Raw genomic sequence first — 13021 nt, 5'->3', positions numbered from 1 at the left:
ATGCGACTTCCTGCCTGGCTCGCCCAGCACCTCGCCGCCCTGCGCGCCCTGCTCGTCCTCACCGCCGTCCTCGGCCTGGCCTACCCGCTGCTGTTGGTCGGCGTCGGCAAGATCCCCGGCCTGTCCGACAAGGCGACCGGGTCGATGACACCGGTCGGCAGCACCCTGATCGGCCAGTCGTTCACCGACGCCGACGGCGATCCGGTGCCCCGCTACTTCCAGTCCCGCCCCTCCGCCGCGGGCGACGGCTACGACCCGACGGCCACCGCGGCGAGCAACCTCGGCCCGGAAAGCGTCGTCGACACCCTCTCCGACGACCCGGAGACCGCGTCGCAGAGCCTGCTCACCCAGGTCTGCGCCCGCAGCCTCGCCGTCGGCGAGCTCGAAGGCGTCGACGGCCGCCGCCCCTACTGCACCGTCGACGGTGTCGGCGCGGTCCTGGCGGTCTTCCACCGCGACGGCTTCACCGGGCCGATCACCCGGGTCGTCTCGGTCAACCAGACCGGCGCCCCGTTCCTGGCCACCTACGACGGCGTGGCCGTCGAACCGGCGAAGAACGGCGAGGACTACCGGGCGCTGGGCGGCGTCATCACCCCCATCCGCGGCGACGCCCCGGCCGATCCGGTGGTCCCCGCCGACGCCGTCACCGCCAGTGGCAGCGGCCTCGACCCGCACATCAGCCCCGCCTACGCCGAACTACAGGTTCCCCGGATAGCCCGCGAACGTGGAATCGACGAGGGACGCGTCCGTGAGCTGATCGCCGAACACACCACCGGACGGGCCCTCGGCTTCCTCGGCGAGCCCGTCGTCGACGTCCTCGAACTCAACCTGGCCCTCGACGGCCGATAGCGGGGGACATCTCATGGCACGCGGAGAACTGCGGATCTACCTCGGCGCGGCACCGGGCGTCGGCAAGACGTACACCATGCTCGAAGAGGCCCACCGCCGCGCCGGACGTGGCACCGACGTCGTGATCGCCCTGGTCGAGACCCACGGCCGCAGACACACCGCCGCCATGCTCGACGACCTCGAGGTGATGCCGCGCCGCGAGATGAACTATCGCGGCGCGGCCTTCACCGAGATGGACCTCGACGCCGTCCTGCGACGGCGCCCGGATGTCGCCGTGGTCGACGAACTCGCTCACACCAACGTTCCCGGCTCCCGCAACACCAAACGTTGGCAGGACGTCCAGGACCTGCTGGACGCCGGCATCAGCGTGCTCACCACGGTCAACGTCCAGCACCTGGAGTCGCTCAACGACGTCGTGGCCCGGATCACCGGCGTCGAACAGCGCGAGACCGTCCCCGACGGCGTCGTCCGCGCCGCCGAACAGGTCGAACTCGTCGACATGACCCCCGAGGCGCTGCGGCGCCGGATGGCGCACGGCAACATCTACCGGCCCGAGAAGATCGACGCGGCGCTCGGCAACTACTTCCGCACCGGCAACCTCACCGCGCTGCGTGAACTCGCCCTGCTCTGGCTGGCCGACCAGGTCGAGGACCAGCTCGACCGATACCGCACCGACAACGCCATCGACTCCACCTGGGAGACCCGCGAACGGGTCGTCGTCGCACTCACCGGCGGCCCCGAAGGCGACACCCTCATCCGCCGCGCGTCCCGGATCGCCGCCCGGACCAAAGGCGCCGACCTGCTGGCCGTGCACGTCGCCCGCAACGACGGCCTGGCCGGCGCCGACCCGGCCGCCCTGGCCCGGCAGCGGGTCCTGGTGGAGAGCCTCGGCGGCAGCTACCACCAAGTCGTCGGCACCGACATCCCGCAGGCGCTGCTCGACTTCGCGCGCGGCGCCAACGCCACCCAGGTCGTCCTCGGCGCGTCCAGCCGCGGCCGGTTCGCGCAACTGTTCGCGGCCGGGGTCGGCGTCACCACCATCGCCCGGTCCGGATCCATCGACGTGCACCTGGTCACCCACGAACGCGCCGGGCGGGGCCGCCGCCGCGGCCCGATGCCGGAAGCGCTGTCCCGAGGCCGCCGGGTCGCCGGGTTCGTCACCACCGTGCTCGGGCTGCCGCTGCTGACCGTCGTGCTCAAGACCGCCCCCGCCCTGCCGCTGGTCGACGACATCCTGCTCTTCCTGGTCGCGGTCATCGGCGTCGCCATCATCGGCGGCCTGTGGCCCGCCCTACTCGCCGCGGTCACCGGATCGCTGCTGCTCAACTGGTTCTTCACCCCGCCGGTCGGCCGGTTCACCATCGCCGAAGGCCAGAACCTGCTCGCGCTGGCCATCTTCGTCGTCGTCGCCATCGCGGTCAGCTGGGTCGTCGACACCGCCGCCCGCAAGACCCGGCAGGCCGCCGAGGCCACCGCCGACGCGCAGACCCTCGCCACCGTCGCCGGCAGTGTCCTGCGCGGTGCCCGGCCGCTGACCGCACTGCTCGAACGGCTCCGGGAGACCTTCGGCCTGGACTCGGTCACCCTCGTGGAGAACGGCACGGTCGTCACCGCGGTCGGTCAGCCCGCCTGCGCGCGGCCGTTGGACGCCGATGTCGAAGTCAACGCCGGTGAGGGCCTGTTGGTGCTGCTCAAAGGCCGGATCCTGCCGGCCTCCGACAGGCGCATCGTGGAGGCCTTCGCCGCCCAGGCCGCCGTCGCCCTCCGCCAGGAACGCCTCACCACCGAGGCGGCGACGGCGAAACCCCTCGCCGAGGCGAACCGGTTGCGGACCGCGTTACTCGCGGCAGTCAGCCATGATCTGCGTACGCCACTCGCGTCCGCGAAAGCCGCGGTGGCCAGTCTGCGCAGCCCCGACGTGCGATTCGACGACCACGACCGCGCGGAACTGCTCGCCACCGCCGACGAATCCCTCGACCGTCTGGACCGCCTGGTCGCCAACCTGCTCGACATGAGCCGCCTGCAGGCCGGCGCCCTCGGCGTCGCCGCCATCGACGTCGGCGCCGAGGAGGTCGTCCCCCGGGCCCTCGACGACATCGGCCCCGACGGTCGCCGGGTGATCGTGCACGTCCCCGACGACCTGCCGCTACTGCACGCCGACCCCGGTCTCCTCGAACGCATCCTGGTCAACATCGTCACCAACGCGCTGCGCTACAGCCCACCCGACCGGCCACCGATCATCACCGGCAGCAGCCACGGCGACACCGTCGAACTCCGCGTCATCGACCACGGCCCCGGCATCCCCGACGACCGCCGCGACGACGTGTTCCTGCCGTTCCAGCGCCTGGGCGACCGCGACAACCACAGCGGAGTCGGCCTCGGCCTGGCCCTGTCCCGGGGCTTGACCGAGGCGATGGGCGGCACCCTCACCCCGGAGGCGACCCCCGGCGGGGGACTCACGATGATCATCGCCCTGCCCGCCACGGGTGCGGCCTGAGTGCGCTGTCCAGCGGATCCCTCACCCCGCGGCGCGGCTTACGCACCTGACGGGCGGCGTCCGGGACGGCCGGGCCCTTTCCCGGCTTCGGCATGATGGTGGCCATGGACGTCGACCCCTATCCCGACCTCGAACCGCCGCTGTCGACGGTGCGGGCAGCCGACCAGGCGGCCGAGCGTGGTGATTATGCGGCGGCGATCGAGATGTATGTGTCGGTCCTCGCCGAGTTCCCCACCGCGGCCCACCGGGCCGCACTCGACGAAGCCCAGAACCATGCCGTCTACGAGGCGAAACTCGGGCGCCTGGACGCCCTGGCCCGGTCCGGGCGACTCGACGAACTCACCGCCCTCGCCGAGACCGACCACCAGGCCCGTCGGCGCCTGGACCGGCAGCTGCACCAGGAGGGGCGGGCCGACGAACTGCGAGCACGAGCGGTCGACGGCGACCGAACCGCCCTCTACCTGCTTATTCGTATCCTCCGGGACCGAGACGAGGATGACGCGGCCCGTCGTGTGGTGCAGGAGCTCGCCCCCGACAACGTCTCCGCCAGAGAACTGGCCTACGGCCCGAAACCGGGCCCATGGCCGCCATCGATGGCCGAGAACTGACTGTCGGAGCGGGGCCGGACGGGCCCGGCCGCTCGCCGCGCTACAGCTGCTGCAGCGCGAGCCGCCAGGGGTAGGTGCTCAGCACGGTGTCGCCGGTGCCCGGCTCGTGGGGTTCGAACTCGCCGGGCCCGTACAGGACGCGGATCCCCTCCTCGTCCCGCAGCCGGCGGATGCTTCGGCGGAACGGGGCGCGGGCGGCCAGCGCGGTGTTGACGAAGGGCAGGATGACGACGGGGATGCCCAGGCCGGGGGCTTCGGCGAGCAGACCGAGGGCGTACGTGTCGGTGATGCCGTTGGCGAACTTGTTGATCGTGTTGTAGGTGGCCGGGGCGACGATGACGGCGTCCGCGCGGGGGCTGCGGGGCTCGCTGGGTTTGCGGTACCGACTGCGGACGGGACGGCCGGTCTGCTGTTCCAGGGCGGCGGTGTCGATGAAGTCGAGCGCCGACGGTGTGGCGATGATCTGGACGGTCCAGCCGTCGTTCTGGGCGAGTTTGACGAGGGTACCGACTTCGCCCGCCGGGCCGGCCGCACAGGCGATGATGTAGAGGACTCCGTGCTCGGTCGTCATCCGGTGAATCTTGCCCGGAGGTCTGCGGCCGCCGGTCGGCCGGTTGCGGTTCTGGGCCGGGTCAGATCAGTGGGGAGTCGACGATCGTCAGGGCCAGGTCGATCAGGGCGTGGGCGCGGCCGCTCAACAGGGTGAGCAGAGCCTGGGCCTGCGGGGCATCGGCGGCGGCCTCCTGCAGGGCCTGCAGGCCGGCGGTGAGGCTGTCGAGCTTCGCGGCCAGGTCGGTGTCGCCGGCGCCGTTCAGCGCGTTCGCGATGGTCTGCAGGCTCAGGCCGTGTTCTTCCAGCTGCTTGATGGTGGCGATGGTGTCGACCGCCGACGGGTCGTAGAGGCGGAAGCCGCCGCCGGTGCGTTCGGCGGTCTGCAGCAGGCCGAGCTGGGTGTAGTAGTCGACGGTGCGGTTGCTGACTCCGGCCTGCGCGGCGAGCTCGCCGATCCGTAGCAGGTCGCTCACCTGGGTCTACCTCCCGGCGTCTCGGCTTCCAGCAACCGTACAGTTGCACGTGCTAGTTTGCGGCGGTGTCCAACAGTACGCCTGACGGTTGTAGTACCCGGCCGGGAGTGACCCGGCCCCACTTCACACACAGCGGTGATCCCACGTGTTGATCACCATAGGTGTTCTCGCGATCGTAGTGCTGACCGCCGCCACCGGATATTTCGTGGCCCAGGAGTTCGCCTACGTCGCCGTCGACCGGGAGCAGCTGCGCGCGATGGCCGACGACGGTGATCCCGCCGCACAGCGCGCCCTCGAGGTGACCCGCCGACTGTCGTTCGTGCTCTCCGGGGCGCAGGTCGGCATCACCGTCACCGCCCTGCTCGCTGGTTATGTCGCCGAGCCGTTCCTGGGCCGCGGCACCGCCGAGCTGCTCGGGCTGACCGGCCTTTCGCAGGCCGCCGGCACGACCATCGCCATGGTGTTCGCACTGCTGTTCGCCACGGTGGTGCAGATGGTCCTCGGCGAGTTGGCTCCGAAGAACCTGGCCATCGCCAAACCGGAGGCGCTGGCCCGGGCGCTGTCCCGGTCCACACTGATCTACCTGGCCGTGGTCGGGCCGTTGATCCGGGTCTTCGACGCCGCCGCCAACCGGCTGCTCCGCGCGGTCGGTATCGAGCCGATCGAGGAGTTGCCGCAGGGCGCCACCTCGGAGGACCTGGACCGGATCATCGCCGCCGCCGGCAGCGAGGGCACCCTCGACGCCCGCGCCGCCCGGTTGCTGGACCACGGTCTGGCCTTCCGGACCAGGACCGCGGTCGAGTCGATGCGCCCCCGGGTCGACGTCGTCACGATCGGCGCCCACGAGCCGGCGTCGCGAGTGGTCGACCTGCTCGACACCGGCCACTCCCGGTTCCCGGTGATCGGCGACGGTGTCGACGACGTCATCGGTGTGGTTTCGATCGCCGACGTGGTCACCCTGGAGGCGGCCGCCCGATCCACCACCACGGTCGGCGCCTTGGCCACCGCGCCTGTCGCGCTGCCCGGCACCGTACGCCTGCCGGAGGTTTTGGAGATCTTGAAGAGCGCCCATCGGCAGATGGCGATCGTCGTCGACGAATACGGCGGCTTCGCCGGCATCATCACGCTCGAAGACGTCGCCGAGGAGCTGGTGGGGGAGATCCGTGACGAGGACGACCTGCCCGAACCGGCCATCGAGGCCGACGGTGCCGGCGCCTGGGTGATCCCGGGCCGCGCCCGGATCGACGAGATCACCGACGCCACCGCGGTCCGGCTGCCCGACGACGACATGTACGACACCGTGTCCGGCCTGATCCTGGCCCGGCTCGGGCACCTGCCGGCCGCCCGTGAGCAACTCGACGTGCCGCTGCCGCCGATGGTCGACGCCGACGGGCGGCCGGTGCCGCAGGGGGTGGCCCGACTGACGGTTCTGGCGGTTCGTCGGCACGTGCCGGACCGGGTCGCGCTGACCGTCGTGCACGAGTTCGCCGAGGGGCGGGTGACCGCGTGAGCACCACCTGGTCCCTGATCGTCTCGGTGCTGCTGCTGGCCGCCAACGGATTCTTCGTCGCCGCCGAGTTCGCGCTGGTCGCGGCGAAACGGCACCGACTGGAGACGGCGGCCGCGGACGGTTCCCGCGGTGCCCGGGCGGCGATGGCCGGGACCCGGCAGCTGTCGATGATGCTGGCCGGTGCCCAGCTCGGCATCACCCTGTGCACCCTGGGCCTCGGCGCGCTGGCGAAACCGACCGTGGCGCATCTGCTCGAACCGGTGTTCACCACCCTCGGCCTGCCGGGGAGCGCCGCCTATGTGGTCGCGTTCATCCTGGCCGTGGCGGTGGTCGGGTTCCTGCACGTGGTCGTGGGCGAGATGGCGCCCAAGTCGTGGGCGATCAGTCACCCGGAGAGCTCGGCGCAGATCCTGGCCATCCCGTTCGTCGGGTTCACCACCGTGTTCCGGCCGGTGCTGGTGGCGCTCAACGGGCTCGCCAACGCCTGCCTGCGGCTGATCAAGGTGCCCCCGCAGGACGAACTGGCGCAGGTGCACAACGCCGACCAGCTGCGAATGCTGCTGGAGACGTCCAAGGAGCACGGCACCATCGCCGACGCCGAGCACGAGCTGCTGTCGGCCATGTTGCAGGTGCAGTCGATGGCCGTACGACAGGTGATGGTCGAGACCGCCGACATCCTGGACGTGCCCGCCGACGCCGACGCCCGTGCCGTGGAGGTGCGCAGCACCGAGACCGGTCGCTCCCGGCTGCCGGTGACCGATCGGACCGGGACGATCGTCGGCGTGGTGCACGTGCGCGACGCCGCCAAGGCCACCGGCGGGCTGCGGACGCTGACCGCACGCGACCTGATGACGGCCGCGCTGCCGATCCCGGCCGACACCAGTGTGCTGGACGCGATCGCCACGATGCGGGCCCGGCGCAGCCATCTCGCGCTGGTCACCGACGACGACACGGTGGTCGGCCTGGTCACCCTCGAAGACCTGCTGGAGCAGGTGATCGGCCAGTTCGACGACGAGACCGATCCGGTGGTCGACGCCGCCCGCCGGGCCGGGCGGCGTACCGGAATCGCTCGCTGATCGTTCTCCGAACGAATGGAAGACCCGGCGCCGGTACGGCTACCCGTACCGCCGCCGGTGGTTTGCGGTGCGGGCATCGGTACCCCGGTTGCTCTGGCTCGATCCGTGGCGCTGTGTGAGGAGAGTTGATCACCATGGTCGACGGTCACCACACCGGCGTGGGCGCGGACTCGCCGTCGAGCGGCGGTGACCACCTCGAGGTCGAGGTCGCGGGCGGTCAGGGCGTGCAGATCGGCTCGCACAATGTGCAGAACATCATCGTCGTGTACCCGGACGGGCCGGCCGCGCCGCAGACTCCGGGTGTCGGCAGGACGGTGCACAACCTGCCGCGAGCATCGGCGGTCTTCCTGGGTCGGGACCTGCAGGTGCTGGCCGATCAGTTGAGTGATGACGCGGGGGTGGCTGTCGGGCGCGTGATCGCGGTCCACGGGCTGGGTGGAATCGGCAAGAGTGAGCTGGCCAACCACTACGCACGGGCGTATCTCACGCGATATTCGCTGGTGTGGTGGGTCACCGCGGACAGCGTCGAGAATCTGGAGCTGGGGCTGACGGCGCTGACCCGCCGGTTGCATCCGGTGGCGACGTTGACGGACGCCCAAGGGTGGGCGATGGGGTGGTTGCAGGCCAACTCCGGATGGTTGCTGGTCCTCGACAACGTCGAGGACGTCACTCACATCGCCGACCTGTTGGGTGTCGTCGCTGCTCAGGGGCAGGTGCTGGTCACTACCCGGCGGGACCTGGGCACAGCCCGGTGGACGGTGCTCGGCTTCACGCCGTTCCGGTTGAGTGCGTTGACCCGGGCGGCGTCGGTGCGGTTGCTGACCCGCTTGACCGGCCGGTCCGACGACGCGGGCGCTGATCGGCTGGCGGCCGATCTGGGGGATCTGCCGCTGGCGTTGGAACAGGCCGCCGCGTACGTCAGTCAGCACGAGTCGATGAGTTTCGACGACTACCGCGACCTGTTGGCGGGGCGTTTCGTGAGGGTCGCGGGCAGTAGCGGGTTCGGTGGAAGGGACAGTGGAGCCGTCGCAACGGTGTGGACGTTGACGATGGCCGCCATCGCCGACGCGAGTCCGCTGACGTCGTCGGTGATGGACGTGCTGGCTTGGCTGGCTCCGGACGACCTGCCCGATGACGTCCTCGGCGGGTTGTCCGACGATCCTTTCGACATCGATGACGCATTGGCACTCCTGGCCTCCTACTGCATGATCAGCCGTAACGGGGGGACGGTGAGCGTGCACCGGCTGGTTCAGGCCGTTACGCGTAACAGCCAGGAGATCGCCGAGACCGACGAGATCGTTCAGCGGCAGGCTGTCAGGCTCCTCATCGAGGCGATCCCGAACGATCCGATCAACGACATCCGAGACTGGCCGCGCTGGGCTGCCCTGCTGCCGCACGGTGATGCGCTCTTCGCTCACGTGTCAGACGATCACCGGAATCCTGATGTTCCCCGCCTCGGGGCTCGTTTCGCCACCTACCGGCAGCATCAGGGGCAGACCGGCAAAGCAATCGCCCAGTTCGAGAGTGTGCTGGCAGACCGATGTCGGCTGCTCGGTGGCGACCACCCGGACACGCTGGCCTCGCGGCACAGCCTTGCTTTCGCCTACCTGGCGGCGGGGCGGCTCGACGCGGCGATCACCGCGCTGGAAGGCGTGGTCGCCGACCGGCGTCGGCTGCTCGGTGACGACCACCCGGACACGCTGACCTCACGGCACCACCTCGCTTTCGCCTATCGGGAGGCGGGGCGGTCGGACGAGGCGATCACGGCTTTCGAGAGCGTGCTCGCTGATGCGCGACACGTGCTCGGCGAGCACCATCCGGACACGCTGGCCGTACGACACGATTGCGCCGGTGCCTATCAGTCAGCGGGGCGTTTCACAGAGGCGGCGGCCATGCTGGAGGGTGTGCTGGCCGACCGGTGTCGGTTGCTCGGTGGTGTGCATCCGGACACGCTGGCCACACGCAACAATCTCTTCCTCGTGTATCGGGAGGTGGCGCGCCTGGATGAGGCGGTCACCGGTTTCGTCGGCCTGCTCGCCGATGCACGGCTGGTGCTCGGCGAATCACACCCGAACACCCTGGCCGTTAGGAGCAACCTTGCCGGCGCCTACCAGGCGGTAGGGCGGTTGGATGAGGCGATCGCGGTTTCCGAGCGCGTGCTCGTCGATGCGCGGCAGGTGTTCGGCGACCATCACCCGAACACCTACAAGGCGCGGCATGGTCTCGCCGCCACCTACCAAGCCGCGGGGCGCTTCGATGAGGCGATCGCCGCGTTCAAAGCGGTGTTGGACGACCGGCGTCGATTGCTCGGTACGAGCCACCCGCACACCCTGAGGTCGCGGCGTAGCCTCGCTGCTGCTTATCGGGAGGCCGAAGGGCTTCCTCCGGTGGAGGGGGTCCTTGAGTGACCCGATCGCTTAGACGTTTCTTAGACCGGGCTGCTTGAAACTTCAACTACCTGCGCCCTAGGTTCACTTCAACAGTTGAGTGATCCGAAGGAGCTCCGCCATGACCGCGACCGCTGCACCCACCCGCCGCGCCACCTGGAAGGCCACGTTCGCCGCCGCCGCCATCGGGGCGGTCGGTGGTCTGGTCGTCAACACCCTGATCGCCGTCGCCGCTCGCGCCCTCGGCGCCCCGGACGAGTTCCAGCAGCTCACCCTGCCGGTCTACGGGCCGCTGACGGTGATCGGTGCGCTGATCGCCGCGATCGCCTGGCGGAGCATCGTCAACCGCAGCCGTAACGCCGCCGGGGTGCTGCGGATCCTGGTCCCGGTCGTGCTGGTGCTGTCGCTCATCCCGGACGTGCTGCTGCTGAGCTCGAAATCCCAGCCCGGCACCACGACCGGCGGCGTGATCGCGCTGATCCTCATGCACTTCGGCGTCGCCGTCGCCGCGGTTCCCGCCTTCCAGCGACTGATGCCGCCGCGTTCTCACGACGACGCGCGCTGATCGGCTCCTTCCGGGGCGGGCTCCCAGACCAGCACGCTCTCGTCCTTGCCGCCGCTGACGATCAGCGCGGGCCGGCCGGGTCGGGGCACCACCGCCAGTGTGAGCACCGGCCCGGTATGACCGAGCAGCGCCGGGCCGACCTGCTCGCCGGTCGCCGGGTCCCACACCCGCACCGTCGCGTCCTCGCCGCCGGTCACCAGCCGGCCGGCGAGCGCGGCGATCACGTACACCGGGCCGTCATGACCGGTCAGAGCCGGGCCGACCGGCTCGCCGGTGTCGGCATCCCAGAGTTGCACCGCCCCGTTGACGCCGCCGCTGACGATCAGCGCGGAACCATCAGGGCGGGGCAGGGCCGCCAGAGCGCTCATCCCGTGGTTGTACGTCCTCGGCGCCGGTCTCCGGATCCCACAGCTGCAGCATGTCGTACGCCGTGGCGATCAGCGGACGGCCGTCGACGCCGGACAGTGCGGCGAGGAACCGGGCGTTCGCGCGCATCGCCGGTCCCACCGGCTCGCCGGTCTCCGGGTCCCACACCCACACGTCGCCACCGCCGCCGCTGGCGATCAGGGGGCGGCCGTCCCGGCTGGTCGTCACCGTCACCGACCACACGTAGCCGGTGTGGCCGGGGTGCTCCGGGCCGACCTCGGTGCCGGTCTCCGGATCCCAGAACCCCAGGGTGCCGTGGTTGCCGCCGGCGACGATCAGTGAGCGCCCGTCGGCCCGGGGCAGGACCGCCACCGACCGCACCGCCCGTCCGTGGTCGGTCAGCGCGGGGCCGATCTGCGCGCCGGTCTCCAGATCCCACAGCCGTACCGACCCGTCCTCGCCGCCGCTGACGATCCGGGTGGGCAACACGGCGACCGACCGCACACTGCCGACGTGGCCGGTCAGTTCGGCGCCGATCTGCGCGCCGGTCTCCGGATCCCACACCCGTACGGTCCGGTCGTCGCCGCCGCTGACGATCAGGGCGGAACCGTCCGTACGGGGCAGCGCCACCAACGCATAGATCATGAACTTGTGGCCGGTCATGACCGGACCGACCTGGCCGCCGGTGTCCGGGTCCCACACCCGGACGACTCTGTCGCCCGCGCCGGCGACCAGCGGCCGGCCGCCAGGACCGGGCAGCACCGTCAGCGCGTTGATCGGTGTGGCCAGACCGTCCATCCGGCGGTGGGCGCCGGTGGACCAGAACCCGGCCCGGACCCGCCACGGTCGGTCCGTCGCCGATCCGGCCAGGGCCTCGGCCAGCGCGGTGGCGCCGGTCCGGCGTGCCCACACGTGCAGCCACCAGCGGCGGTCGTCGGCCTCCCGCTGCGCGGCGCCGTCCAGCGCCGCCGCGGCCGCTACGCCTTCGGCCGTGACCAGGGTGTGCCGGTGCCGCAGGATCTGCTCGGGTGGCCAGGCCAGCAGGAACTCCGGGTCCCTCATCAGCGCGTCCAGATCGCCGCTCGCCGCGGCCTCGGCCGGCGACGTCAACACGGCCGACCCCGGGGGATACGCATGAGGCAGTAAACCGCCCACCGTGACACCGGTCAATCAGTGACGTCCATCGTTGTTTCGACGCTACCGGTCCGTGATCTATGTCTCACTGTTAGGGGTCCTTACTGATTGATGAATGCCGCTACCTTTTTCGGAACCGCTCCACATCGGAGCGGGAGATCGCCGCTCTACACGGGGGCGGAAGAAGGAGAGGCCACATCATGCGCAGAAGGATCCTCGGCGTCGCGGCAGCAGCCATCGCCGGTTTCGCCGGCGTCGCGGTCAGCCCGGTCGCCGCCCAGGCCGCCGTCAGCTGCGGCGCGCCGAACTACACCGCCAACTGGGTCGGCGTGACCTGCTCGGGTTCCGGCAGCTTCCGGGTCGGCGCCACCTGCCTGATCCTCGGCTCCGGCGGCCAGTCGTACCTGCAGTGGGGTGGCTGGAAGGCCGCGCCGACCACGAACTACGCCAACTGCCGCAGCGGCACCGCGCCGCTGGCCGGTTCGGCCCGGCTCCAGACCCGCTGACCCGACGGCACTTCGACCGCCCCGCCATGCGACAGGTTCGCCGGTGGGGCGGTCCGCCGTGACGGCCTGCTCGGAGCCGGCTCTCCTCCGCCCGACGACCCGGCCGCGGTTCGGGTCAGTCCTTCGGCGCCACCCGGATACGGTTACCGTCGGGATCGGCCGCAAGGAAGGTCAGCCCGAAACCCGCATCGTGCGGCTCGTGCAGGATCGTGACGCCCTTGGACCGCCACTGCTCGAAGATCGCGTGGATCTCGTCGGGGCGTCCACCCTCGATGGCCAGGCAGATCTCACTGGTCCGCGGAACCTCCGGCGACAGATTCGCGAACCGGCCCGACCACACCGCGAGCTCAGCTCCCGGCCCCAGGTCGAAGGTGATGTATCCGGAAGTCTCCAGCGAAGGGCTCAGGCCGAGAAGCTCGCCGTAGAAGCGAGCCGCGGCGGGCGCGTCGCTCACATAGACGATGGACACGACGGATGTGGTCATGGTGGTCTCCTGCT

General features: G+C 70.7%; 13 protein-coding genes. 8 read left to right on the top strand and 5 right to left on the bottom strand.

Annotated features, from left to right (window positions below):
- The 3 genes from Q0Z83_RS22925 (at position 1) to Q0Z83_RS22915 (ending at position 3954) form a co-directional block, all read left to right on the top strand.
- Complete coding sequence (locus tag Q0Z83_RS22925) at positions 1–849, top strand: potassium-transporting ATPase subunit C (protein ID WP_317796024.1); 849 nt, start codon at positions 1–3, stop codon at positions 847–849.
- A gap of 13 nt (positions 850–862) precedes the next feature.
- Positions 863–3346 (top strand): sensor histidine kinase, encoded by a 2484-nt coding sequence (locus tag Q0Z83_RS22920; protein WP_317796023.1) that lies wholly within the window; start codon positions 863–865, stop codon positions 3344–3346.
- Between the two features lie 104 nt (positions 3347–3450).
- On the top strand, positions 3451–3954 hold the full coding sequence (locus tag Q0Z83_RS22915; protein ID WP_317796022.1) for a hypothetical protein: 504 nt from the start codon (positions 3451–3453) through the stop codon (positions 3952–3954).
- A 40-nt stretch (positions 3955–3994) separates the two neighbouring features.
- Here Q0Z83_RS22915 and Q0Z83_RS22910 read toward each other — a convergent pair whose 3' ends face one another.
- Positions 3995–4525, bottom strand: a complete 531-nt coding sequence (locus Q0Z83_RS22910; RefSeq protein WP_317796021.1) for a flavoprotein — start codon at positions 4523–4525, stop codon at positions 3995–3997.
- Between the two features lie 61 nt (positions 4526–4586).
- On the bottom strand, positions 4587–4979 hold the full coding sequence (locus Q0Z83_RS22905) for a helix-turn-helix domain-containing protein (RefSeq protein WP_317796020.1): 393 nt from the start codon (positions 4977–4979) through the stop codon (positions 4587–4589).
- A 145-nt stretch (positions 4980–5124) separates the two neighbouring features.
- Between Q0Z83_RS22905 and Q0Z83_RS22900 the strand changes: the two genes are divergently transcribed.
- The 4 genes from Q0Z83_RS22900 to Q0Z83_RS22885 all read left to right on the top strand — a co-directional run bounded on the left by Q0Z83_RS22900 (position 5125) and on the right by Q0Z83_RS22885 (position 10517).
- Entirely contained in the window at positions 5125–6489 is a 1365-nt protein-coding gene (locus Q0Z83_RS22900) for a hemolysin family protein (RefSeq protein ID WP_317796019.1), read from the top strand.
- The gene (locus tag Q0Z83_RS22895; protein ID WP_317796018.1) at positions 6486–7565 is read left to right on the top strand and encodes a hemolysin family protein; all 1080 of its coding nucleotides are present in this window, start codon (positions 6486–6488) and stop codon (positions 7563–7565) included. The genes Q0Z83_RS22900 and Q0Z83_RS22895 overlap by 4 nt, the downstream gene beginning before the upstream one ends.
- 224 nt (positions 7566–7789) lie before the next feature.
- A complete protein-coding gene (locus tag Q0Z83_RS22890; protein ID WP_317796017.1) occupies positions 7790–9973 on the top strand; it encodes a tetratricopeptide repeat protein in 2184 nt (727 codons plus the stop codon).
- Positions 9974–10073: 100 nt separating this feature from the next.
- Entirely contained in the window at positions 10074–10517 is a 444-nt protein-coding gene (locus tag Q0Z83_RS22885; RefSeq protein ID WP_317796016.1) for a DUF6069 family protein, read from the top strand.
- On the opposite strand, the gene Q0Z83_RS22880 is transcribed toward Q0Z83_RS22885, so the two are convergent.
- Both Q0Z83_RS22880 and Q0Z83_RS22875 read right to left on the bottom strand, forming a co-directional pair.
- Positions 10499–10885, bottom strand: a complete 387-nt coding sequence (locus tag Q0Z83_RS22880; RefSeq protein ID WP_317796015.1) for a WD40 repeat domain-containing protein — start codon at positions 10883–10885, stop codon at positions 10499–10501. The genes Q0Z83_RS22885 and Q0Z83_RS22880 overlap by 19 nt on opposite strands.
- Positions 10854–11996, bottom strand: a complete 1143-nt coding sequence (locus Q0Z83_RS22875; protein ID WP_317796014.1) for a WD40 repeat domain-containing protein — start codon at positions 11994–11996, stop codon at positions 10854–10856. The genes Q0Z83_RS22880 and Q0Z83_RS22875 overlap by 32 nt, the downstream gene beginning before the upstream one ends.
- A 221-nt stretch (positions 11997–12217) precedes the next feature.
- Between Q0Z83_RS22875 and Q0Z83_RS22870 the strand changes: the two genes are divergently transcribed.
- The gene (locus Q0Z83_RS22870) at positions 12218–12523 is read left to right on the top strand and encodes a hypothetical protein (protein ID WP_317796013.1); all 306 of its coding nucleotides are present in this window, start codon (positions 12218–12220) and stop codon (positions 12521–12523) included.
- A gap of 115 nt (positions 12524–12638) precedes the next feature.
- Here the strand turns inward: Q0Z83_RS22870 and Q0Z83_RS22865 are convergent, their stop codons facing one another.
- Positions 12639–13007 (bottom strand): VOC family protein, encoded by a 369-nt coding sequence (locus Q0Z83_RS22865; protein ID WP_317796012.1) that lies wholly within the window; start codon positions 13005–13007, stop codon positions 12639–12641.
- Positions 13008–13021: the final 14 nt, after the last annotated feature.

This window comes from Actinoplanes sichuanensis (assembly GCF_033097365.1).
Lineage (GTDB): Bacteria > Actinomycetota > Actinomycetes > Mycobacteriales > Micromonosporaceae > Actinoplanes > Actinoplanes sichuanensis.
The sequence above is the reverse complement of the archived record's forward strand: the minus strand, read 5'-3'. Positions and strand labels throughout refer to the sequence as shown.